This is a genomic window from Actinomadura geliboluensis (assembly GCF_043197915.1).
Classification (GTDB): Bacteria; Actinomycetota; Actinomycetes; order Streptosporangiales; family Streptosporangiaceae; genus Spirillospora; species Spirillospora geliboluensis.
Genome location: NZ_JBICUA010000005.1, coordinates 140,518 through 163,298, shown reverse-complemented (window position 1 = coordinate 163,298; position 22,781 = coordinate 140,518). Strand labels below are relative to the sequence as shown.

Annotated in this window: 21 protein-coding genes and 1 tRNA gene; 10 read left to right on the top strand and 12 right to left on the bottom strand. The window is 70.5% G+C overall.

Annotated elements, in window-relative coordinates:
• Nucleotides 1–69 precede the first annotated feature (69 nt).
• Complete coding sequence (locus ACGFI1_RS18285) at nucleotides 70–1,797, top strand: BCCT family transporter (protein ID WP_387070864.1); 1,728 nt, start codon at nucleotides 70–72, stop codon at nucleotides 1,795–1,797.
• Here the strand turns inward: ACGFI1_RS18285 and ACGFI1_RS18280 are convergent.
• On the bottom strand, nucleotides 1,757–2,419 hold the full coding sequence (locus tag ACGFI1_RS18280) for a hypothetical protein (RefSeq protein ID WP_392786506.1): 663 nt from the start codon (nucleotides 2,417–2,419) through the stop codon (nucleotides 1,757–1,759). The genes ACGFI1_RS18285 and ACGFI1_RS18280 overlap by 41 nt on opposite strands.
• 150 nt (nucleotides 2,420–2,569) lie before the next feature.
• The gene (locus tag ACGFI1_RS18275; protein WP_392786504.1) at nucleotides 2,570–3,364 is read right to left on the bottom strand and encodes a GntR family transcriptional regulator; all 795 of its coding nucleotides are present in this window, start codon (nucleotides 3,362–3,364) and stop codon (nucleotides 2,570–2,572) included.
• A 438-nt stretch (nucleotides 3,365–3,802) separates the two neighbouring features.
• Here ACGFI1_RS18275 and ACGFI1_RS18270 point away from each other — a divergent pair, with 438 nt between their 5' ends.
• Nucleotides 3,803–4,729 (top strand): hypothetical protein, encoded by a 927-nt coding sequence (locus ACGFI1_RS18270; protein ID WP_392786502.1) that lies wholly within the window; start codon nucleotides 3,803–3,805, stop codon nucleotides 4,727–4,729.
• A 6-nt stretch (nucleotides 4,730–4,735) separates the two neighbouring features.
• On the opposite strand, the gene ACGFI1_RS18265 is transcribed toward ACGFI1_RS18270, so the two are convergent.
• Complete coding sequence (locus ACGFI1_RS18265) at nucleotides 4,736–5,563, bottom strand: oxygenase MpaB family protein (protein WP_392786500.1); 828 nt, start codon at nucleotides 5,561–5,563, stop codon at nucleotides 4,736–4,738.
• Nucleotides 5,564–5,667: 104 nt separating this feature from the next.
• A complete protein-coding gene (locus tag ACGFI1_RS18260; protein WP_392786498.1) occupies nucleotides 5,668–6,399 on the bottom strand; it encodes an isocitrate lyase/PEP mutase family protein in 732 nt (243 codons plus the stop codon).
• Between the two features lie 124 nt (nucleotides 6,400–6,523).
• On the opposite strand from ACGFI1_RS18260, the gene ACGFI1_RS18255 reads away from it, so the two are divergent.
• From ACGFI1_RS18255 to ACGFI1_RS18240, 4 genes are all read left to right on the top strand, one after another.
• Nucleotides 6,524–7,552, top strand: coding sequence for an alpha/beta hydrolase (locus ACGFI1_RS18255; protein WP_392786496.1), 1,029 nt, complete (start codon nucleotides 6,524–6,526; stop codon nucleotides 7,550–7,552).
• 337 nt (nucleotides 7,553–7,889) lie between these two features.
• Nucleotides 7,890–10,304 (top strand): M4 family metallopeptidase, encoded by a 2,415-nt coding sequence (locus tag ACGFI1_RS18250; RefSeq protein WP_392786494.1) that lies wholly within the window; start codon nucleotides 7,890–7,892, stop codon nucleotides 10,302–10,304.
• Nucleotides 10,305–10,377: 73 nt separating this feature from the next.
• The gene (locus ACGFI1_RS18245) at nucleotides 10,378–11,916 is read left to right on the top strand and encodes a M28 family peptidase (RefSeq protein WP_392786493.1); all 1,539 of its coding nucleotides are present in this window, start codon (nucleotides 10,378–10,380) and stop codon (nucleotides 11,914–11,916) included.
• Nucleotides 11,917–12,262: 346 nt separating this feature from the next.
• Nucleotides 12,263–12,481 (top strand): DUF2277 domain-containing protein, encoded by a 219-nt coding sequence (locus ACGFI1_RS18240; protein ID WP_089329940.1) that lies wholly within the window; start codon nucleotides 12,263–12,265, stop codon nucleotides 12,479–12,481.
• Nucleotides 12,482–12,494: 13 nt separating this feature from the next.
• Here ACGFI1_RS18240 and ACGFI1_RS18235 read toward each other — a convergent pair whose 3' ends face one another.
• Nucleotides 12,495–13,514 carry an aspartate-semialdehyde dehydrogenase gene (locus tag ACGFI1_RS18235; protein WP_386870307.1) on the bottom strand — a complete coding sequence of 340 codons (1,020 nt, stop codon included), beginning with the start codon at nucleotides 13,512–13,514 and terminating at the stop codon, nucleotides 12,495–12,497.
• 213 nt (nucleotides 13,515–13,727) lie between these two features.
• Here ACGFI1_RS18235 and ACGFI1_RS18230 point away from each other — a divergent pair, with 213 nt between their 5' ends.
• Nucleotides 13,728–14,054 (top strand): PspC domain-containing protein, encoded by a 327-nt coding sequence (locus tag ACGFI1_RS18230; RefSeq protein ID WP_386870305.1) that lies wholly within the window; start codon nucleotides 13,728–13,730, stop codon nucleotides 14,052–14,054.
• A 36-nt stretch (nucleotides 14,055–14,090) separates the two neighbouring features.
• Here ACGFI1_RS18230 and ACGFI1_RS18225 read toward each other — a convergent pair whose 3' ends face one another.
• On the bottom strand, nucleotides 14,091–15,431 hold the full coding sequence (locus ACGFI1_RS18225) for an MFS transporter (protein WP_386870303.1): 1,341 nt from the start codon (nucleotides 15,429–15,431) through the stop codon (nucleotides 14,091–14,093).
• Between the two features lie 96 nt (nucleotides 15,432–15,527).
• Complete coding sequence (locus tag ACGFI1_RS18220; protein ID WP_301174613.1) at nucleotides 15,528–15,869, bottom strand: metallopeptidase family protein; 342 nt, start codon at nucleotides 15,867–15,869, stop codon at nucleotides 15,528–15,530.
• A gap of 32 nt (nucleotides 15,870–15,901) precedes the next feature.
• Here ACGFI1_RS18220 and ACGFI1_RS18215 point away from each other — a divergent pair, with 32 nt between their 5' ends.
• Nucleotides 15,902–17,560, top strand: coding sequence for a metallophosphoesterase family protein (locus tag ACGFI1_RS18215; RefSeq protein ID WP_392739479.1), 1,659 nt, complete (start codon nucleotides 15,902–15,904; stop codon nucleotides 17,558–17,560).
• A gap of 71 nt (nucleotides 17,561–17,631) precedes the next feature.
• A tRNA-Glu gene (locus tag ACGFI1_RS18210) sits at nucleotides 17,632–17,707 on the top strand.
• Here ACGFI1_RS18210 and ACGFI1_RS18205 read toward each other — a convergent pair.
• Nucleotides 17,667–18,797, bottom strand: a complete 1,131-nt coding sequence (locus tag ACGFI1_RS18205; protein ID WP_392786964.1) for a recombinase family protein — start codon at nucleotides 18,795–18,797, stop codon at nucleotides 17,667–17,669. The two genes, ACGFI1_RS18210 and ACGFI1_RS18205, sit on opposite strands and share 41 nt — an antisense overlap.
• Between ACGFI1_RS18205 and ACGFI1_RS18200 the strand changes: the two genes are divergently transcribed.
• Entirely contained in the window at nucleotides 18,684–19,412 is a 729-nt protein-coding gene (locus ACGFI1_RS18200; RefSeq protein WP_392786489.1) for a hypothetical protein, read from the top strand. The genes ACGFI1_RS18205 and ACGFI1_RS18200 overlap by 114 nt on opposite strands.
• 271 nt (nucleotides 19,413–19,683) lie before the next feature.
• On the opposite strand, the gene ACGFI1_RS18195 is transcribed toward ACGFI1_RS18200, so the two are convergent.
• From ACGFI1_RS18195 to ACGFI1_RS18180, 4 genes are all read right to left on the bottom strand, one after another.
• Nucleotides 19,684–20,670, bottom strand: coding sequence for a TRM11 family SAM-dependent methyltransferase (locus tag ACGFI1_RS18195; RefSeq protein ID WP_392786487.1), 987 nt, complete (start codon nucleotides 20,668–20,670; stop codon nucleotides 19,684–19,686).
• Nucleotides 20,667–21,572, bottom strand: a complete 906-nt coding sequence (locus ACGFI1_RS18190) for a hypothetical protein (RefSeq protein WP_392786485.1) — start codon at nucleotides 21,570–21,572, stop codon at nucleotides 20,667–20,669. The genes ACGFI1_RS18195 and ACGFI1_RS18190 overlap by 4 nt, the downstream gene beginning before the upstream one ends.
• Nucleotides 21,573–21,760: 188 nt before the next feature.
• Nucleotides 21,761–22,087: a histone-like nucleoid-structuring protein Lsr2 gene (locus ACGFI1_RS18185; protein WP_392786484.1), complete on the bottom strand. Its 327-nt coding sequence runs from the start codon at nucleotides 22,085–22,087 to the stop codon at nucleotides 21,761–21,763.
• Between the two features lie 22 nt (nucleotides 22,088–22,109).
• Nucleotides 22,110–22,757, bottom strand: a complete 648-nt coding sequence (locus ACGFI1_RS18180; RefSeq protein WP_392786482.1) for a hypothetical protein — start codon at nucleotides 22,755–22,757, stop codon at nucleotides 22,110–22,112.
• Between the last annotated feature and the right edge of the window lie 24 nt (nucleotides 22,758–22,781).

Below are 22,781 nucleotides of genomic sequence, written 5' to 3'. Positions count from 1 at the left end.
CGTGCCACTCATGAACGAATTACTCTCCCCGATCACTGAGAAGTGAATATCCGGGCAAGAGTCCAGATCATGAAGGGCAAGCGCGAGCCCGGGGCCGAGTTCCCCGGCACGGAACCGGCGGGCCTCGCCCAGCATGGCCGCGCGCACACCGACTGGATCGTCTACGGCGTCACGGCCGTGCTGTCGGTGGCGTTCGTGATCTGGGGCGGGGCGTCCACCGGCACCCTCAGCTCCGCCGCGCAGAGCACGCTGAACTGGCTCCTCGGCAACGTCGGCTGGCTGTTCGTCCTCGCCTCGACCGGCTTCGTCGTCTTCTCGCTGTGGCTGGCGGTCAGCCGGTACGGGCGCATCCCCCTCGGCCAGGAGGGCGACGAGCCCGAGTTCCGCACCGTCTCCTGGATCGCGATGATGTTCAGCGCCGGCATGGGCATCGGGCTGATGTTCTTCGGCGCCGCCGAGCCGCTCACCCACTTCGTCATGCCGCCGCCCGGCACCGACGCGCCGCAGAGCGAGGCGGCGATCGAGACGGCCATGGCCACCACGATGTTCCACTGGACGCTGCACCCGTGGTCGATCTACGCCGTGCTGGGCCTCGCGATCGGGTACGGGCACTACCGGCGGGGCCGCGACCAGCTGATCAGCTCGGCGTTCGCGCCGCTGCTCGGCCACCGGCGCACCCAGGGCCCGCTGAGCAAGCTGATCGACATCCTCGCCCTGTTCGCGACGCTGTTCGGGTCGGCGGCCTCGCTCGGCATCGGCGCCCTCCAGATCCAGACGGGCATGCGGGAGGCCGGCTGGATCGAGAGCCTCGGCACCAGCGTCCTCGTGCTGACCATCGTGGTGCTGACGATCTGCTTCATCCTGTCGGCCGTGTCCGGCATCGCCCGCGGCATCCAGTGGCTGTCGAACATCAACATGGTGCTCGCGGCCGTCCTCGCCCTGTTCGTGTTCGTGGTGGGGCCGACGGTCTTCATCCTGGAACTGCTGCCCACCTCCATCGGCGTCTACATCCAGGACTTCGGCGAGATGGCGTCCCGCTCCGGCGCGACCGGCGGCGCGGCGATGAAGAAGTTCCTCGCCAACTGGACGATCTTCTACTGGGCGTGGTGGATCTCCTGGGCCCCGTTCGTCGGCATGTTCCTGGCCCGGATCAGCCGCGGCCGCACCATCCGCCAGTTCGTCGCCGGCGTGATCATCGTGCCGAGCACCGTCAGCCTGGTCTGGTTCGCGATCTTCGGTGGGACGGCGATCAACCAGCAGCACCGCGGCCTGAACCCGTACGGGAACGGCTCGGAGGAGCAGATCACCTTCAACGTCCTGAGCGACCTGCCGTGGGAGTCCATCACCGGCGTCATCGTGATGCTGCTGGTCGCGATCTTCTTCGTGTCCGGCGCGGACGCCGCGTCGATCGTCATGGGCACCCTGTCGCAGCGCGGCTCCACCCGTCCCGCCCGCTGGATCGTCATCTTCTGGGGCGCCCTGACCGGCGGCGTCGCCGCCATCATGCTGGTGATCGGCGGCGACGAGGCCCTCAACGGCATCCAGAACATCACCTTCATCGGCGCGCTGCCGTTCACGATCGTCCTGATCCTGCTGTGCTTCTCCCTCTGGAAGGACGTCCGCGACGACCCGATGATGCGCCGCCAGAACAAGGGCGCCGAGGTCCTGGAGGACGCCGTCATCACCGGCGTCCGCCGCCACAAGGGCGACTTCGAACTCCAGATCCGCCCCTCCGCCCCCGACGACCCGGGGCCCCTCAAGAAGGACGGTACTGAACGATCTGATCCAACCGACTGATCAACGCCGCCAGCAGCACGGTGAGCTGGTCGGCCTGCGCCGGCGGCTCGACCGGCACCGGCGCCCCGGCCGCCGGACCGGGCGGCAGCCAGACCCACCCCCGGTCATGGGTCTCCTTGACCAGGACCGGGACGCACAGGAACGCGGACGGCTCGATCACCCCGACGCTGTAGGCGACGACCTCCTCGAACAGGTGGTGCGACACGATCAGCGCGAAGTCGCCCGACGCCTCGGCGAGCCGGTACTTCAGCGGCCCCGCGTCCAGCAGCCGGAACAGGTGGTTGAGCGCGACACCCGTGGCGCCGTGCTCGTCGAGGTGCAGGTACCCGGCATGGACGGCCACCCGCAGTTGGATCCTGGCCTCCCGGCCGGCGAGCTTGTTGTGCCGCCGGACGCCCGCGAGCAGGCGCACCACCAGCGGCTCCAGCAGCACGTCGATACCGGCGGCGGGGTCGGCGATGACGAACAGGCCGTCCCCGCGGTCCTCGTGGTGGCAGGCGTCCCAGCTGAGCCCGGCGTCCCGGCACGCCTCCCGCACGATCCGGTGCACGGCCGCCCGCAAGCACCGCTGGACGTCCGGGTCCCGCCGCGCGCTGAAGGAGGCGATGTCGACGGCGAACATGCCCCGGTGCAGCGTCCGGAACGCCCCGCGCCGTTCGGGCCTGGTCGGCGGGCCGGAGCCGGGGAACGATGGAATGTCCGGTGTGGGAATCCGAACCACCTGCCTCGTGCCGGGACGGACGGTGCTCCGCCCCCGGGGACGCGGAGACCGCTACCCGACGATGGAGATCTGCCCCGTGGCCATGGGCCGTTCGGGAACGTCCCCGATGTCGTAGGACGGCCGGTTGCGATCCGCCGCGTACGTGGTGACCGTCAGGCGGATCGGCGTGGAAGCGCTGGTGTAGGCGACCCGGTACACCACGACGACGGGGATACCGGGGCCGATCTTGAAGAACCTCTTCTCCTCCGGGGTGGGCATCCGCGCGAGGATCTCGTCCCGGTACCCGGACTGCTCGTACCCGAGTTCGGCGAGCACCCGGATCGTGCCCCGGGAGATCTTGTCCTTGCCGTCGATCTCGCTGCCGCGCACGAGGTCCATGGAGTAGTACGACTTCTGCAGCGAGTACGGCGTGTCGTCGATGAACCGCTTCGAGGCGCGCACCACGACCTGGGCGTCCTCGTCGATCTCCAGCCGTCCGGCGACCTCCCGGTCCGGGTACTCGATCCGCGTCTCGAAGTCGCGGATGCCCGGGCTGCGCCCCGCCGCGCGGACGCCGGAGCTGTAGGAGTCCAGACCGGCGGCGGCCCGGTCGCCGCCCTCCTCGCGCGAAAGGATCACGAAGAACGGGATCGGCCCTTTCGGAACGAACATTCCGCGCCCCGGCTGGATCTGGATCAGCCCCTCGTGCACGAGCGTGGTGACGGCGACCCTGATCGTGTTCCTGGACGCTCCGAATATCCGTTCCAATTCCGGTTCCGTCGGCAACCGCTCCCCCGCCGAGAACTCCCCGGATCTGATCTTCTCCCGCAGCTCGTCGGCGATCTCCCGGTGCAGCGCATTGGCCATCGGAAATCCTTCCCAGCCGGTTGACCGCCATTGTCGGCGCCGTCGCGCGCCCGGTCCCTCCCCGCGCGGGACATAGGTACCTCACCTACCTGTCGACCGGGTCGCCCGGCCCCCTTCTGCGCAGCTCCGGCCTGGCAGATCTCGCTCGCCGGCGGTGGAGGGCGGGATTTACGGACACCTAGGGAGCTCAATACGGGTGGCCGAGTATGGGGCAACCGGGAGACTCGCTGACAGCGGTCGCGGGGAGGTGAGACGCTCTGGCCCCCTTACTCCGAGAGAGGGACGCCGGCGCATGACGGTCGCGGCCCGGTCATCCGGGAGCCAACACGCGGCAAGAAGATCGGCGGCCGCGCCCGGTTGTTTTCGGGACGTCACTGGCCGGGGCTCTAGTGGGTAGGGGGCGCGACGCGCACGCCGCATGATCTCCGAGGGGGGACGATGACTTTCGCGAACCAGGCCGACGTCCAGCACACGGCCATCGAGCTGCTGGGCGATCGCACGTTGGTCGCGGAGGGCCGAAACCTGCCCGTGTTCGCGTCCTCGCCGCTGGACGAACCGCGGCCGGGGCTGACCGAGGCGGTCGTGGTCGTGCACGGCGCCCTGCGCAATGCCGGCGACTACTTCCGCTCCATCGAGGCGGCGCCGCACCGGCTGGTCGTCGCGCCGCAGTTCCTCACCCAGGACGATGTGCGCGGCCGCAGTGAGCGCGCGCATTTCCTGAGCTGGAGCACCGAGGGCTGGAAAGGCGGGTTCGGGGAGGTCAGTTCGTTCGCGGTAATGGACGAGCTGCTGGGCAGGCTGAGCGCGTTCCCCGAGCTGCGCAGGGTGACCGTCGTCGGCAATTCGGCGGGCGGCCAGTTCGTGAACCGGTACGCGGCCGTGGGGCGCGGCCCTGACGGTCTCGCGGTTCCGGTCCGGTTCGTGGTCGCCAATCCGTCGACCTACCTGTACTTCGACACGTGCCGGCCGAAGGGCGGCTCGTTCGTCCCGCACGGGAACCTCGAAGTCGACCAGTGGCGCTACGGTTTCGGCGGTCCGCTGCCCGGCTACCTGGGCCTTCCGGCCGGGCAGCGGCGGGAGGCGGCGATCGCGGAGTACTTCCGGCGCTACACCGAGCGGGACGTCGTCTATCTCCTCGGCGAGGAGGACGCCGACCGCGGGGCGCTTCTGCTGGAGGTCCATCCCGCCGCCGAGGCCCAGGGCGGCACCCGGCGGGAGCGCGGCGAGAACTACCACCGGTATCTGGCCTTCAAGGCCGGGCGGGTCGTCCACCGCCTGGTCCACGTGCCGGGCGTCGGGCACGATGCGGCGGCAATGTTCGGCTCGCCGCAGGGCCGCCGGTGCCTGTTCGGCGACCCCGCGTAGGGCGGGTCAGACGACGGGGCGGCCGGTGCGGACGCGGCGGCGGAAGTCGTAGAGGTAGGCGTTGAACGGGAACTCGCGGGCCGGGCGGGGCAGGGCGCGGTTGGCGGTGCGCATGACGCGCAGGAGGCGGTCGAAGCGGCGCTGGTCGCGGGGCGTCCAGGGGTAGCCGAGCTCGTCGCGGAAGGGCTGCGGGAGGAAGCCCAGGGTGAGGAAGGTGTGGGAGCGGCCGAGGGCGAGGCGCACCGGGGCGTGCAGGAAGCGGAGTTCGGTCAGGTCGCGCAGGTAGCGGCGGGTGACGTCGTCCATCTGGATCTTGCTCATGCCGTCCTCCCAGTACTCCTGGAAGGCGGCGCGGTCGGGCGGCCACAGTTCGGGCTTCACCTGCAGCGTCGTGCCGAAGCGGGCGCCGTAGTGGTACAGCTCCTCGGCCTCGGCGGGGGACGGCTTCCCGTACAGGATCTCGTAGATCATTTCGAGGCCGAAGTAGAGGCAGGCGGCGACCCAGAGCTGGAGTTCGGGGTCGAAGGCGTTGTAGGCGACGGGCTCCTTGGCGCGGACCTGCCGGTGCGCCCGGTTGACCTCCAGGCGCATCGCCTTGCGCTCGTCCTCGGTGCCGAGCATCGCGACGGCGATGTAGGTGAGGGTGGTGCGGGCGCGCTTGACCGGGTGCTTGTCGACGCGGCCGCTCTCGACGGTGCTCTCGGCCACGCCGTGGCCGATGGGGAGGCGGGCGAGCTGCATGACGACGTTCGCCGCGGCACCCGCGAGCGCCAGGCCGCTGATGGAGTCGAGGACGACCTTCGGGGTCTCGGCCTCCGCCGCGATCGCTGTCATACCGGCCTCACTTCCTGAGACATAGAGGCGAATTTCGTCTCACTGTGCCAGTGTAAGTGATTGCTTGCAAGGGCGCCCCGGCGTGGGCGCCCTCACACGGCGCGTCAGGTGTGCGGGTCCTCCTTCGCCAGGACGCGGGTGGCGAACTCCTTCACGGCGTCGAGCGCGCGCAGGTACGGCATGGGGCCGTACGACACGCGGGCCACCCCGGCCGCGGCCAGGTCGGCGAGGGACGTGCCGGGCATGTTGTTCGCGTTCACCGGCCCCGGCAGCCCCTTGACCAGGGCGAGCACGGCGTCCATCGGCGCCATGATCGGGTAGACGCAGTCGGCCCCCGCCTCCAGGTAGAGCCGGCCCCGCTCGATCGCCGCGTCCACCGGGTCGGGCACCCCCTTGACGAACGTGTCGGCCCGCGCGTTGATCACCAGCGCGTCGCCCGCGGCGTCCCGGACGGCGGCCAGGTAGTCGGCCTGCTTCGCGGGCTCGGCCAGCTCGCCGCCGTAGGTGTCCTCCAGGTTGCAGCCGGCGGCGCCGATGGCGAGCAGCCGCTCGACGAGCTCGGCGGGCGGCAGCCCGTACCCGGCCTCGGCGTCCACCGTCACCGGGACGGTCGCGGCCCGGATCACCCGCCCGGCGGCGGCGAGCATCTCGTCCACGGGCGCGCCCTCGTGGTCGGGGTAGCCGAGCATGGCGGCCACCGCGGCGCTGGCGGTGGCGAGCGCCGGGAACCCCGCCTCCTGGACGACCTGCGCGCTGCCGGCGTCCCACACGTTCGGCAGCAGCAGCGGATCGCCGGGCCGGTGCAGCTCGCGCAGTCGTGCGGCATTTTCGGACATCCTGTCTCCCTTCCCTTTCCCAGGTGGACGGAACGGCTCGCCGCATTGTGACATCGGCGTCGGACGGCACGCCGCGCCCTGGGTTAGCGTCGTGGTGATCACCACCCGCGATGAGGGAGTGCCCATGCTGCCCTGGTCCGCCGAGTTCGCCGGACGCCTGGAAGAGCACGTCGTGCACAGCGAGCTGCTGCGCGGCAACCCGCTGAACGACCCGCACGAGCGGCCCGTGCTCATCTACCTCCCGCCCGGCTACGACGACGAGCCGGAGCGCCGCTACCCCAGCGTCTACGTGATCACCGGGTTCACCGGGCACGTCGGGATCTGGCGCAACCGGATGCCGTACCGGCAGCCGTTCCCCGAGACGGCGGACGCGGTGTTCGCCTCCGGCGAGGCCCCGCCCGCGATCGTCGTGTTCGTCGACGCCTGGACGGCGCACGGCGGCAGCCAGTTCGTCGACTCGCCCGGCACCGGCCGCTACCACTCCTACCTGTGCGACGAGATCGTCCCGTGGGTGGACGGCCGCTACCGGACGCTGGACGCGCCCGAGCACCGGGCGATCAGCGGCAAGTCCAGCGGCGGCTACGGCGCGATGATCACGCCGATGCTGCGGCCCGACCTGTTCGGCGCGCTCGCGACGCACGCCGGCGACGCGCTGTTCGAGTACTGCTACCTGCCCGAGTTCCCGAAATGCGTGCGGCACCTGCGCAAGTACGACGGCGACATCTGGCGCTGGTGGCACGACTTCACCTCGCGCACGTCCTTCACCAAGCCCGAGGACATGGAACTGCTCAACATCCTCGGCATGGCGCTGTGCTATTCGGCCCGCGAGGACGGCACGCCCGAGCTGCCGTTCGACCCGGTCACCGGGGTGATCCGGCAGGACGTGTGGGAGCGCTGGCTCGCCTTCGACCCGGTCCGGATGGTGCCGGAGCACGCCGAGGCGATGCGGTCGCAGCGGGCGATCTGGATCGACGGCGGGACGCGCGACGAGTGGTTCCTCGACGTCGGCGCACAGGCGTTCCACCAGGCACTTCTCGACGCGGGCGTCAAGGAGGACGCGATCCGGTTCGAGCTGTTCGACGCGGGCCACGGCGGCATCGACTACCGCTACCCGCTGGCGCTCTCCTGGCTCTGCGGGCGCATCGCCCCCTGAGCCGGAGCGGCCCCGGGCCGCGGCGCCGATTCAACGCTCACTTCACGACAAAGGTTCCCGGACGGACGGGCCGGGCCGGTCTTCCCGGCCCGGCCCGTTCGCGCTGCAAGGAACGTTGCATTCAGCCTTTCCATTAACTTCCTCCCCGAACTTGAAAATCCAGTAACAAATGGATTCATTGACACTTTTCACAATTCGGGGTGCACTTCGGGGCAGCTCATCCGGATGAGTCCCCCATCCCTACCCCCCGCCGGGCGGGCGGCGACCCCACGGAGCGCTCCCACAAGGACCTCCAGGTGTCCTCCCGCGCCGTCCGGCATGTGGAAGGAGCACCCCCGTGAGACACCAGACCGCGATCGGGGCGACGGTGCTGTCCGTCGGCCTCGCCGTGGCGATGTCCTCCCCCGCCACAGGTGCGACCACCCGCACCGCCCCCGCGGCCCCGGCCAAGCCGGACCCCCGCACCGTCGCCGCCGCCTCGGCCGACCGCCTGGTCGCGGCGAAGCCCGCCGAGTTCAAGAAGGCCCCGCAGGACAGGATCGTCCGGCGCGGCGTCGTCTCGGGCCTGCGCGGCCTCCAGCACGTCCAGTACGAGCGCACCTATGACGGCCTGCCCGTCTACGGCGGCGACTTCGTCGTCACCACGAACGCGAGCGGCGGCGTCCTGAGCACGTCCGTCGACCAGACCAAGAAGCTCGACGTGTCGACCAAGGCGACGGTCAGCGCGGCGCAGGCCGCGAAGACCTCCCGCGCCAAGGTCGCCAAGGTCGAGAGCGCGTCCACCCCGCGCCTGATGGTGGTCGCCGAAGGGTCGGGACGGCTCGTCTACGAGACCGTCGTCACCGGCACGCAGAAGAACGCCCCGACGAAGCTGCACGTGCTCGTCGACGCCAAGACCGGCAAGGTCGCCAAGTCCTGGGACGAGGTCCGCGACGCGGCCGACGACCAGAGCTACTACCACGGCACCGTCGACCTCAGCACCGCCGCGACGTCCATGACGGACCCGCAGCGGTCCGGCATCCGGTGCGGCGGCCAGAACGGCTCCACCTACACCGGCACCGACAGCGCCTGGGGCAACGGCAGCGGCACCAACCTGGAGACCGCCTGCGTCGACGCCCTCTACGCCGTCCAGAAGGAATGGGACATGCTGAGCCAGTGGCTCGGCCGCAACGGCATCAACGGCAGCGGCGGCGGGTTCCCGCTCCGGGTCGGCCTGAACCAGGCCAACGCCTACTGGAACGGCAGCTACACCAACTTCGGCCACAACCAGGCCGGCACCAAGCAGGCGACGTCCGTGGACGTCGTCGGGCACGAGAACGGCCACGCCATCTTCACCACGACGCCCGGCGGTGACAGCGGCGGCAACGGCAACGAGAAGGGCGGCATGAACGAGTCGGCCGGCGACATCTTCGGCGCGCTGACCGAGCACTACATGAACGAGCCGGCCAACCTCGACCCGCCGGACTACCTGGTCGGCGAGGAGGTCGACCTGGTCGGCTCCGGCCCGATCCGCAACATGTACAACCCGCAGGCGCTCGGCGACCCGAACTGCTACTCGTCGCAGATCCCGAACACCGAGGTGCACGCGGCGGCCGGCCCCCAGAACCACTGGTTCTACCTCCTGGCCGAGGGTTCGAACCCGACCAACGGCAACCCGGCCAGCCCGACCTGCAACGGCTCCACCGTCACCGGCATCGGCGTCAAGAAGGCCGGGCAGATCTTCATGGGCGGGCTGAACCGCAAGGTCACCAGCTGGAGCCACGCCCGCGCCCGCGTCGAGACCGTCAACGCGGCGCTGCAGCTGTTCCCCGGCTCGCCGGCCGAGTGCAACGCGGTCAAGGCGGCCTGGAGCGCGATCGACGTCCCCGCGCAGAGCGGTGAGGCGTCCTGCGGCACCCAGCAGAACGACTTCTCGCTGTCGCTGAACCCCGGCTCGGGCAGCGCCCAGGCCGGCGGCACCGCCACCGTGACCGTGAACACCACCGTCACCGGCGGCAGCGCCCAGCAGGTGGCGCTGTCGGCGACGAGCAGCCCGTCCGGCCCGACCGCGTCGTTCTCGCCGAGCACGGTCACCGCGGGCCAGTCGGCCACGATGACCGTCAGCGTCCCCGCGGGCACCGCCGACGGGACGTACCGGATCACGGTGCTCGGTGACGGCGCGTCCGTCGACCGCACCGCGACCTACACGCTCACGGTCGGCAACGGCTCGCCCGGCGGGACCGTCTTCGCCGACGACTTCGAGAGCAGCCAGGGCTGGACGACCAACCCGAACGGCACCGACTCCGCGACCGCGGGCGCCTGGGAGCGCGGCACCCCGCAGCCGACGAACTGGTCCGGCACCAACCTGCAGCTCGCGGCGGCCGGCGGCGGCGCCGACCTCGTCACCGGCGCCCCCGCCGGGACGGACGCGGGCACCTATGACGTCGACGGCGGCGTCACCACCGCCCAGTCGCCGGCGATCAGCCTGCCCAGCGGGACCCTCTCGCTGAGCTTCAACTGGTACCTCGCCCACCTCAACAACAGCTCGACGGACGACTACCTGCGCGTCCGCGTCGTCGGCTCGTCCGGCACCAGCACGGTGCTGAACCAGAGCGGCGCGATGGCCAACAAGGCCGGGACGTGGCAGACGGCGACGTACGACCTGTCCGCGTACGCCGGCCAGTCCGTCCGCATCGTGGTCGAGGCGGCCGACAACGGCACCGGCAGCCTCGTCGAGGCCGGCTTCGACAACCTCAAGATCACCAAGTCCTGACCGCCCCCCGCACGCGGCCCGTGACGGGGCCCGCTCCCCCGTCACGGGCCGTTCCTTCCCCTCTGGAGGACCCATGAGATCCCGCACCCTGGCGGTGCTCGGGGCGGCGGCCCTGACCGCGTCCGCCCTCCTGCCCGGCGCCGCGGCGTCGGCCGCCCCGGCCGCCCCGGCAGCACCGGCGGCCCTGGCCGCCCCCGACATCCCGCTCACCAACGTCAAGGCGCACCTGTCGCAGCTGCAGAGCATCGCGACCGCCAACGGCGGCAACCGCGCCCACGGCCGTCCCGGGTACCGCGCGTCGCTCGACTACGTGAAGGCCAAGCTGGACGCGGCCGGCTACCAGACCACCATCCAGTCGTTCTCGCGCAACGGCGCGACCGGCTACAACCTGATCGCCGACTGGCCGGGCGGCGACACCAGCGACATCCTGATGACGGGCGCGCACCTCGACAGCGTCACCGCCGGGCCCGGCATCAACGACAACGGCTCCGGCACCGCCGCCATCCTGGAGACGGCGCTCGCCGTAGCCCGCGCGAACTACCAGCCCTCCCGGCACCTGCGGTTCGCCTGGTGGGGCGCCGAGGAGCTCGGGCTCGTCGGGTCGACGTACTACGTCAACAACCTGCCCGCGAGCGAGCGGTCGAAGATCACCGGCTATCTCAACTTCGACATGGTCGGCTCCCCGAACCCCGGCTACTTCGCCTACGACGGGGACGGGTCGTCCGGCAGCGGCGGCCCGGCCGGGTCCGCCCGGATCGAGCAGGTGCTCCGCGCCTACTTCGCGACGATCAACGTGCCCGTCCAGGACACGGCGTTCGACGGGCGGTCCGACTACGGGCCGTTCATCCGCGTCGGCATCCCCGCCGGCGGGCTGTTCACCGGCGCCGAGGGACGCAAGACCACCCAGCAGGCGCAGCTGTGGGGCGGCCAGGCGGGCGTCGCGTTCGACCGCTGCTACCACTCGTCCTGCGACACCACGTCCAACATCAGCGACACCGCGCTGGACCGGAACTCCGACGCCATCGCGTACGCCGTCTGGACGCTCGGCGGCGACGGCGGGTCGCAGGAGCCGCCCGGCGGCACCGTCTACAGCGACGACCTGGAGACCGACACGGGCTGGACGGTGAACCCGGACGGCGCCGACACCGCCACCGCGGGCGCCTGGGAGCGCGGCACCCCGCAGCCGACGAGCTGGTCCGGCACCACCCTGCAGCTCGCCGCCGCGGGCGGCAGCGGCGCGCTCGTGACCGGCGCGGCGGCCGGGGCCGACGCGGGCGCGTACGACCTCGACGGCGGGACGAGCACCGCCCAGTCGGCGCCGATCGCGCTCCCGGCCGGGGCGAAGACGCTGTCGTTCTCCTGGTTCTTCGCCCACCTCAACAACAGCTCGGCCGACGACCGGTACCGGGTGCGGGTCGTGGGCCCGAACGGGTCCACGACCGTGCTGGACCAGGCGGGCGCGGCCGTGAACCGCGCCGGGTCGTGGCAGACGCAGACGGCGGACGTCTCGGCCTATGCCGGGCAGACCGTCCGCATCCTGGTGGAGGCCGCCGACGCGGGCTCCGGCAGCCTCGTCGAGGCCGGGCTCGACAACCTCAAGATCACCGAGTAGGCGCAGGCAGGCGGCCGGTTTCAGTGTTTTCCACGATGCCGTTCACACAATTGAAAATCCAGTGCGGAATGGATCCGTTGACACCCCACCGGCCGCCGCGATGCACTGCTGAACAGCCCGTCCCCCACCCCCAGGGCTGACAGTCGGCGGACCGCACGGGACGAATCTCGGCCCGGCCCGTGCCTCCGCCACCGGGGTCCCCGCCCCCCGCCCGGCCCCCGGGCGGCCCTGCTTCAGTTCCCAGGCAGGACCGCCCGGGGGCCATTGCCGTTCCCGGGCCCATCGTTCCCGGGCCCGCCCTTCGAGGGGGGCGTGGATGTCGGGGTCGGGGAGTAAGAATGGGGGCATGTGCCGCAGCATCAAGACGCTCCGCCCGCCGTACGCCGAGGACGTCACCGACGAGGACGTCCGCGCGGCGGCGCTCCAGTACGTCCGCAAGATCTCCGGGTTCCGCGCGCCCGCGGCCCACAACGCCGAGGCGTTCGAGCGGGCCGTCGCGGAGATCGCCCAGAGCACCGCCGCCCTCCTCGAAACCCTGGAGGTCCGGGGAGGGCGGGCGAGCTGAGGCCGGGCCGGGGCTACTCGGCGGCGACGAGCTCGGCGATCTGGACGGTGTTCAGGGCGGCCCCCTTGCGGAGGTTGTCGCCGGAGCAGAACAGGGCGAGGCCGTTGTCCACGGTCTCGTCGCGGCGGATGCGGCCCACGTAGGTCGGGTCCTGGCCGGCCGCCTGCAGCGGGTTCGGGACGTCCGCCAGGGCGACGCCGGGCGCGCCCGCGAGCAGCTCGCTCGCGCGCTCCGGGCTGATCGGCCGCTCGAAGCGGGCGTTGACCTGCAGCGAGTGCCCGGTGAACACCGGGACGCGGACGCAGGTGCCGGAGACCTTCAGGTCCGGGATCTCCAGGATCTTGCGGCTCTCGTTGCGGAGCTTCTGCTCTTCGTCGGTCTCGGCGAGGCCGTCGTCCACGATCGAACCCGCCATCGGCAGGACGTTGAACGCGATCGGCCGGACGTAGACCGACGGCTCCGGGAAGTCGACGGCGGAGCCGGAGTGGGTGAGCGCGTCCGCGCCCTGCACGACCTTGGTCGCCTGGTCGTGCAGCTCGGCGACGCCCGCGAGGCCGCTGCCGGACACGGCCTGGTAGGTGGACACGACGAGCGCGGCCAGCCCGGCCTCCGCGTGCAGCGGCCGCAGCACCGGCATCGCCGCCATCGTGGTGCAGTTCGGGTTCGCGATGATGCCCTTCGGCCGGTTCGCCGCGGCGTGCGGGTTGACCTCGGCGACGACGAGCGGGACGTCCGGGTCCATCCGCCAGCCGGAGGAGTTGTCGATCACGACGGCGCCGGCGGCGGCGACCTTCGGCGCGAGCGCCTTGGACGTGGTCTTCCCCGCGGAGAACAGCACGATGTCGAGGCCGGTGTAGTCGGCGGCGGCCGCGTCCTCGACGGTGATCTCGGTGCCGTCCCACGGGAGCGTGCGCCCCGCGGACCGCGCCGAGGCGAACAGCCGCAGCTCGTCCACCGGGAATCCGCGCTCGGCCAGGATTTCGAGCATCTTGGCCCCGACCTGTCCGGTGGCCCCGACGATGCCGACTCTCATGCCGCTCCCTCTGGTAGATCGCTTGACCCGGGCGAGTCTGCCCAGGTCGATGGCAGGACGTCCAGGCAACAACCCTACGTGGAAGGGTCAACCTGTTCTTAACGGAGCTCCTTCCCCCCAGGGACGGCCCCTGACCGGGCATGGGGACTCTCAGGGGTGAATCAGGGCGAATCCGGATGTCGTACCGGCGGCCGGGTGGGCATGATCCTAGGCATGGACATGGACAAGAACACCACCTCGACCCCGACCAAGCAGCTCCGCCGGACCCACGACGGCCGGATGGTCGCGGGCGTCTGCTCGGGCGCCGCCGAGTACCTCGGCGTCGACGCCACCATCCTGCGGGTCGCGCTCGCCGTCTTCACGATCTTCGGCGGTGCCGGGCTCGCCCTCTACATCATCGGGTGGGTGCTGATCCCCGAGGAGGGCGCGCCGACGTCGATCGCCGAGGACCTGTTCAAGAAGGCCGGCGACTCCCCGACCGTCCAGGACGCCGTCCAGAAGACCAAGGACGCGGTCAACAAGAACCGCACCACGGTCTGAGGCGCCCCGGGCAGCGGCCCCACGGGCCGAGCGGCCCTACGGCGCCGGGGCGGAGCGCCGCGCCCCGGCGGCCAGCTCATCGCCGTCCGCGTCCGGTGGCGGGGCGACGGCGACGGGGTTGCCGCGCGTCCCGGCGATCACGGCGCCGCGGAGCTGGTTCCAGCCGAGCGTCAGCATCGCCGCGGCGGACAGGCCGAGCAGGCCCGCGAGCGCGACCACCGTCTCCGGCCCGAGGACCTGCGCGGCGGCGCCGCCGGCGAGGATCCCGAGGCCCTGGCCGGCGAGGATGCCGGACTGCGCGAGCCCGAACGCCTGCCCCCGCCCGGCCGCCGGCACGGCGGCCACGAACGCGGTGTTCGCCACCAGCTGGTAGGCGCTGCCGACGCCCGACAGCGCCCACAGGGCGACCACCCACCACAGCGGCGGATGGACGCCCGCGCCGACCAGCGGCAGGCAGGCCAGCATCGACATCCACCCCATGACGTGCAGCCGGTTCGCCGGACGGACGAACCGGCTGAACAGCACCGAGCCGACCACCATCCCGGTCGGCATCGCCGCCAGCAGCAGCCCGGCGGTGACGGCACCTCCGCCGAACGTCGCCGCGTACGGCACGGCCAGCCCCTCGGGGATCACGTAGAACGCGCACAGCCACGCGAACAGCACCAGCGACCGCAGCACCGGGTCGCCGAACACGAGCCGCGCGCCGTCCCGCGTGCCGCGCAGCAGGCCCAGCGCCTGGCGCTCCCGGCGGCGCGGCGCCTCCCGCCGCCGGAGCCCGCCGATCAGGATCACGGCGGACGCGCCGAAGGTCAGCGCGTCCAGGGCGAGGGCCTCGTACGTCCCGACGACGGCGACGATCGCGCCGCCCGCCAGGAAGCCGACGACCTGGGTGATCTGGTGGGTGACGTTCGCGATCGCGGAGCCCGCCACATATCTGTCACCTTCCAGGACGTCCGGCATGACGGCGGCGCGGGCGGCGGAGAACGGCGTCCCCAGGAGCACGATCAGGAACACCAGGCCCGACAGCGCTCCGACGGGCATCGCCACCAGCGCCATCACCGCGACCAGGCCCGCCCGCAGCACGTCGCAGACGACCATGACGGTGCGGCGCGGGAACAGGTCGGCCAGCCCGGAGAGCACGGGGCCGCCCAGGATCGGCGGCAGATAGGTCAGGGCGTACACCAGCGCGGTCAGCAGCGTCGACTTCGTGTGGTCGTACACGAGGACGGCCAGCGCGACCTGCGCCAACTGGTCACCGATGTACGACAGCGCCTGCGCCAGCCAGAGGGCACGGAACTCCTTGACCGCGAACACCTCGCGGTAGGTCGCCTGCTCCTCGGGCGGCCGACGATGCCGGCCCGTCTGCCTTCCCGCCACGCGCGCTCCAGTTCAGTCCGCCCAGTACCGGGCGCCCTCCCCTATTAACTCACGCTGCGTTGCAGTCGCGTGACCTACAGTGCGCAATTCCTTGCGTCAGTATCCGAGTTCGTGCAACTTCCCGTCATCGATGCCGAAGTGGTGGGCGATCTCGTGTACAACCGTTATCCGGACTTCTTCCACCACGTCATCCGGGGTGTCGCAAATCCGGAGGATCTCCCTGCGGTAGATCGAAATGTGATCGGGCAGGACGCCTGCGTACCAGTCCCCCCGCTCCGTCAGGGGTACCCCCTGGTACAGGCCGAGCAGGCCGCGCTCGGGCGCGTCGTCCTCCACGACGATGACGACATTGCGCATGTGGGCGGTCAGCTCGGGTGGGATGGTGTCGAGGGCCTCGGCCACGAGGTCCTCGAACTCATCGCGCGACAACTCCATCACACCGTCGATTCTGCTCGATAGAAGGGAAACCCGTGCCCGAGGTCCGGTTGACCAAGGCCCTGGCGACACTCCGCACCTTCGGCTCCGCCACCGCCCACCGCGCCCGCAGACTCGGCTCCCCCGTCGTCCCGTTCCTCACCAACCGGTGGACGCGCGTCGCGCTCGTCGCCGTCATCGGCCTCACCGCCGGCTACCTCGGCCTCATCTTCGGCGGCCGCTACGTCACCCCGGTCGGCCCCACCGACGTCCAGCTCAGCCTCCAGCCGTCCCTGAACGGCGGGACGACCCTGAAGCTCCCGCCCCTCGGCTCGCTCCGCCTCGACACCCACGAGGGCCCCGTCACCCTGGAGGCCCGCCTCACCGACCTGCGCCCCGACCAGGCCAAGAAGCTGATCGAGGACGACACCGAGATCGACCGCCTCACCGACCGGATCGCCGACCAGATCCGGCACGGCGTCATCGAACTGCTCGTCCGGGCCGTCCTGATCGCCCTCGCCGCGAGCTTCCTGGCGTCCCTCGCCCTCTTCCGCTCCTGGCGCCGCGCCCTGCTCGGCCTGTCCTCCGCCGCCGCCGGCCTCGCCGCCCTCACCCTCCTCACCTGGACGACCTTCAACCCGCAGTCGATCGCCGAGCCCCGCTACACCGGCCTCCTCGCCAACGCCCCCCAGATCGTCGGCGACGCCCGCAGCATCGTCGAGCGCTTCTCCGCCTACCGCGCCCAGCTCGCCCGCCTCGTCGGCAACGTCTCCGAGCTCTACACCACCACCTCGACCCTCCCGACCTACGAGCCCGACCCGTCCACCATCCGCGTCCTGGACGTCTCCGACATCCACCTCAACCCCGCCGCGTGGAACGTCATCAAGTCCGTCTCCACCCAGTTCAAGGTCGACCTCGTCATCGACAGCGGCGACCTCATGGACCACGGCAGCAAGGCCGAGGACAAGTTCGCCGACTCCATCTCCGACCTGAAGGTCCCCTACGTCTACGTCCGCGGCAACCACGACTCCAAGGAGACCCAGCGCGCCGTCGCCCGGCAGAAGAACGCCATCGTCCTCGACGGCGGCACCCGCGAGGTCAAGGGCCTGCGCATCTACGGCGTCGGCGACCCCCGCTTCACCCCCGACAAGAGCACCCGCGACGACTTCGTCGGCGCCGACCAGCTCCGCGCCGAGGGCCTCCGCTACGCGAACGAGCTCCGCGCCTCCGGCACCACCCCCGACCTCGTCGTCACCCACGACCCCAGCGAGGGCGAGGCGTTCTCCGGCGTGACGCCCCTCGTCCTCGCCGGCCACACCCACACCCGCTCCACCAAGATCCTCCCGACCGGCACCCGCCTGTTCGTCCAGGGCTCCACCGGCGGCGCCGGCCTCCGCGGCCTCGAACACGAGCAGCCCACCCCGATCGAGCTGTCCGTCCTGTACTTCAGCCGCGCCACCCACCGCCTCCAGGGCTGGGACGACCTGCGCCTCGGCGGCCTCGGCCTCACCTCCGCCCAGATCGAACGCCACCTGGAACCCGACCCCGACCGCACCATCAACCCCCAGCCCCCGGCGTCCTCCCCGCCCGCCTCCCCGACCTCCCCGTTCCCGTCCGAATTCCCCTCGGACTGGCCGTCGCGCAGCCCGTCCCCTACCGAGAGCGCCCCGGGCGGACGCCTCCCGTCCCCCACCCGACCCAGCACCCCCGGGTAACCGTTTGCGCGCCGCCCCGCCCCGTCCTCTACACTTGACGAGTCGAGTGGCGACCATCACCGCCACCCAGGGCCCCCTTCGTCTAGCGGCCTAGGACGCCGCCCTTTCAAGGCGGTAGCGCCGGTTCGAATCCGGTAGGGGGTACCACGCGCATGGCTGCAAGATCACCATGCGGCCCGCCGTCGTCCCCCATGATCGCCGCGTTGGCGGCCCGTAGTTGCGTGTCCGCCGTTTCGGGCGTGATCGTGACCTGAACGTCGACCTGGTTGCTCTGCTTGTCGTGGCGCATCTGGACGGCGAAGGCGTCCAGCAGGCGCCGCAGGGTGGGCTCAGGTAGCAGGTCTAGGTTGACCGCCCCGGTCGGGTAGTGGTCCAGGAGTTCGGGACACGGTGCCACCGGAGTCTCCTCTCGCAGTTCGCGCAGCGTGGTCTGTTTGGCCTCAAGGTCCGCGCCGATGCGTGTGGTGCGTTCGTTGATGGAGTTGACGAAGGCGGGCGTGGGGTCGTCGGCGGTCTCCAATGAGTCAAGGACACGTTCCTTGCGACGCTTCAACTCCGCGATCTGCCGCTCGACAGCCATCAGGCGTTCCCGGTGCTCGTGGAGATGGCTGTCATCGACCCGGGCGAGCAGCACGCGCAGGCGTTCACGGCGGTGCGGGCCGAAGATCTCGCGGTTGAAGAACTCGGTCAGGCCCGCCATGAGCGGTTCCTCGCGGACCCAGATGCTCGCCGGGTGCCCTTCGGGACGGTACGCACGAGCGGGGCGGCAGATGTAGTAGATCCGGCCCCGGCTCTCCTTGCCGAACATCCGGCGTCCGCACAGTCCGCAGGTCATGTAGGAGCGGAGCGCGTAGGAGCGGCGGGTGTCAGCGTGCGCGATGTTGGGCCCCGGACGGCTGCGTGAACCCTCCCGGTCACGGGCGACCTTCTGGGCACCAGTGAAGGCTTCGACGCTCACCAAAGCGGGATGGGTGGGTGCGCTGGACCAGATCCACGCCTCGGGAGGATTGTTCCGGCCCCCTGCCGATGTGGTCGCCTTGCGGTTCCACACCATGTAGCCGGTGTACTTGGGATTGGTCAGCACCTCTCGGACCGATGAGTAGGTCCACCTGCCCACACTGCGGTGCTTCGCAGTTGCGACGGGTGGCGGGTAGCGATCCAGATCGCGGTTGAGCCGGTCGGCGATGGCCTGGTAGCCGAGGCGCTCACTGACGCGGATCTCGAAGATGGTCCGCACTACGGGGCCGCGCACCGGGTCGGGAGCCAGGACATGCTTGGTGGCTCCCTGTTCGCGGCGAGCGGCGACGGGGTGGGGAACCTTGTCTGCCAGGTACCCGTACGGAGGCCGCCCGACGTTGAAGCCTTGCTCGGTGTGGGCTTCGAACCCGCCCCAGGCTTTCTCCAGCATCTCCAGGACGTACCACTCGGCCACGCCTTGCTTCACCCGGCGTGTGAGCACCTGGGAGGAGCGTTTCCCGTTCAGGGTGATCGGTTCGTCGGACGCCCACAGGGGGATGCCGAGCTTCTCCAGGGTGTTCTCGATCTGGGTGCCGATGTAGGTCCGACGTGCGATCCGGTCGACCGACTCGCAGATCACCGCATCGAATCGGCGATCGGCCTGGGTCGCTTCCGACAGCAGGTCTCGGATGCCGCCGTCACGCGGAACTGGGATGTTGAACCGCTCGTGCCCGCGTCCGAACCCGCGGACGGCGAGGTCCTTGCGTCCGGACTCGATGTCGTAGAAATGCGCGACGATCACCGCACGTCCCGGCAGGGATGTGTGCAGGGCGGTCTGGCTGTTGGCGAGCTGACGCGGAAGCGACAGTGTCGGGTCCTGCTTGTCCTCGGTTGAGGTCCGGCCCGCGAACGCCACCTTGAGCGGACCATCCAGCTGAACCCCTCCACCGGGTCCAGTCAGTCCTGCGGATCGGCTGCTGTGGGTTCCTCGGGTGAAGACGTCGAGTGGGATCGGGCTGCGTACCTGGTCCACCACGTGAGTGCCTCCTTGATCGCGTGTGCCTGCACCCGGGTGAGCTGCGCCTGAACGGACGGCTCCGCCTGGACCAGTCGCCAGGTCATCGTCAGCTCCTCGTTGCCACTCCGGGTTTGCTTGTCCGGCCTGGTCACCGCGTCCCCATCCGCCGGGTGTCGGCGTCGGTGGTCCCGATGTCAAGCCGGTCCGGGGATGACGGCACACCTCTGCCGTCAAGGTCAAGGCGGGATGCCTCTCCGGCCGTGCGGCGGCCCTTCTCCACAGGCACGAAAACCAGGAGGTCTTCGTGGGCTGTGGCCATGGCTGGGATGCCGTGTTCGCGGAGGCGGCGGGATTCGATCATCTGGAAGAACGACGCGCGGGTGATGATCTGGCCGTCGCGCAGGCCGCACAGCAGGGCGGCGAACCGGTCGGCCAGGACCAAGCCGCTGTTCTCGGCAACGGTGATGACCTGGCCCGGCAGGTCGACGAGTTCGCCGGCGACGCGGAAGGGGCGAACGGTGACGGCTACGACTCCGCCGGGGCGGAGTAGGGCCGCGCATCCGGTGAGGATCTGCCCGAACCCTGCGACGAGTTCGGCGGTCGGGCGGTGGGCGAGGTTGCGGCGGTCGGTGGAGTAGCGGTTGTGGGACTTGTCGATCCTTCCGCCGCCGTTGTCCCGGCCGGTGCATACGTGCCCGTGGGTGGTCGCCCCGTAGGGCGGGGAGGTCAGCACGAGCGCGGCGGCTCCAGTGAGGTCGGCGAGGGCGGTGGCGATATTACGGGCGTCGCCGTGGACGACCTGGCCGGCCCCGGTGGCTCCATGGGCGCGGGCGTGGCGGAGGTTCCCTGCGGCCATCTGCGCGAAGTGCGCTTCGTACTCCATACCGGTGGCCTCACGTCCCTGGTGGACGGCTTCGACCAGGGTGGTTCCGATGCCGCACATGGGGTCGATCACCAGGTCGCCGGGCTCGGTGTAGGCGGCGATGACCTGGGCAGCGATCGCGGGGAGCATCTTGGCCGGGTGCGTCATCGACTCGGGCGTGTAGCGGCCCTTGCGCTGGAGGCGTGAGGGCTGCTGCCCGGTGAGCAGCACGGACGCGAGCATGCGGGTCTCGGCGTGAGAGCGCGTGTTCATCGGTCGCCTTCCTGGCCGCTGTCGCCCGGTCGCGTGAGGATGCAGACGTCGGCGTGCACTCGGGCCGCCGGTGGCAGGGCGCGGGAGCGGATGTCGCGGAGTTGCCCGAGGCTGCCGGGGCCGGCCTGGATAAGAAGGGTGTCGCCCTCGACCGGGACGCGGACGGCGATGATGTGCTGGCTGTAGCGGAACCCGGCCTTGCGGGCCTCGCGGATGATCGCAGGTGCGGGGTCGATGAGGTGTCCGTTGTGATGCCTGGCGGTGGTCACGACGGCGAGGTGGCCTCCGGGCCGCAGCACCCTGTAGGCGGCCGGCAGGAACGATCGAGCGTGGAAGGCACTGTCGGTCAAGACGTCTGACAGGCACGCCGGGCACGCTCCCCGCGTCCGTCTCGGCTTCGGTTCGGCGGTGCGGCTGCCGACCGTGGGCGGGGCCGCGATGACCAGCGCGACCTGTCCGGACTGGTCGGCGATCCCCAGGTGCATCTGGTCGGCGCGGCACGGCCGCATCGCCACTCGTCCGAGGTGTTCGTGCGGCAGCTGGGCGCGTAGCTGCGCGCCGATGTGCTGGGCGAGCGGGAAGTGCGGGACGCAGCCGACGGCGAGCCGGTCGAGTTCGGCCGCCGTGCGCAGGACGGCGGAGTTGGTGGTGAACGCCTCGGCGATGACATCGCCCTCGCCGGTGGCGGTGGTGATGAGGTGGCGCGCGAGCCCGGAGCTGACGGCGCCCAAGTGCCGCTCGCAGATCCAGGTGCGCGGCGCCCGGTGGGCGGAGCCCTGGCAGGACTGCGCGTCGTGGGCGGGCCGGTCGATCGTGTCGTCCGGGCAGAGCCAGACGCTGAGCGGCAGGAGCTGCCGTGCGCCGCTGGCGGGTGTCGGGTTCGGCTTGTTGGTGCTGGTCATGTCGGGTGACCCGTGATGGTCGCCCGGTCCCCTGTCTCTCACTAAGTAACTGGACGGCGGCCTGCTTGATTTTGGACACGTCCGGCCCGGGTTTCTGCTCCGGTGCTGGCCGCTCCGCCGAGGTGTCCTCTTCGGATACGCGTAGAGGGACCCACCCGGCTTAGGTGGGTCCCTCTACGCGTGTTCGGCTAGTGAGCCGCTTCGTACTGCTCGATGACGTTGGCGGGGATGCGCCCGCGATCGTTCACCTTGATTCCGGCGGACCTCGCCCACTCGCGAATCTCGGCGCTGCGCTCCCGGTTTCCGGTGCCGCGAGCGGTGGCCTTGCCGCCTCGGATGGCCTTGAGCCGACGCCCGCTGTCCATGTATGGGTGCAGAGCGCTGCGAAGCTTGTCGGCGTTCTTCTCGCTGAGGTCGATCTCGTACGCCTTGCCGTCGATGGCGAACGACACCGTCTCGTGGGCCTCGTCCCCGTCGAGGTCATCTGTCATCTGAACTATGACCTTCTGAGCCATGCGTGTTCCCCTCCCCATCGTGTTACTGAGTGACTTTTACGGTAGCCGATTCCGGTGCGTAGTCGATCCGGAAGAGCAGCATTCCGTTTCGGTCCTCGACGGCGATCGCGCCTGGTTGGTCGGTTGGTACGTCGTAGCTGATCGTTCCTGATATGTACTGTCCGGGTCCAGGGCTGTCCTGGCCGAGAATGCTATCGGGGAGGCCCTTGGCCTCACAGACTCCGCCGATGGTGTCAATGCTAGATACCACCTTGCCGTCTGCGCCTACCCAGTGTGCAGAGGTGTAGGTGTCACCCTCAGCCGTGCCCACGTTCTTGATATCGAGTACGAGGCATACGAACTCGCCGTTCTGGGCTCGCTGTGTCTCGTCGGTAAACCTGTCGGCGTAGGTCTTGAACCTGTCGATCTCCTTGAGGGTGAACTGTTCGCTGGCCGTGCTCGACTCGTCGGTTCCGCTGTTGCTCAGGTTCACAGGCAGGGGCTTGCCGACTTCCAGCGTGGGCAACACCTCGCCGGACTGAGTGGGCGAGGAGGTTTGAACTGGGCTTCGGCTGGTGGCCTCTTCACCGGCTCCGGTGCGTCCGGCTTCCTTCTCGTTGCCTCCGCAGCCGGTAAGCGCCACGAATGCGATCGCCCCCACCGTGAACACGGTTCCGAACTTCGTCACCATTCCCCGATTGTCGGCTTGCGTGGA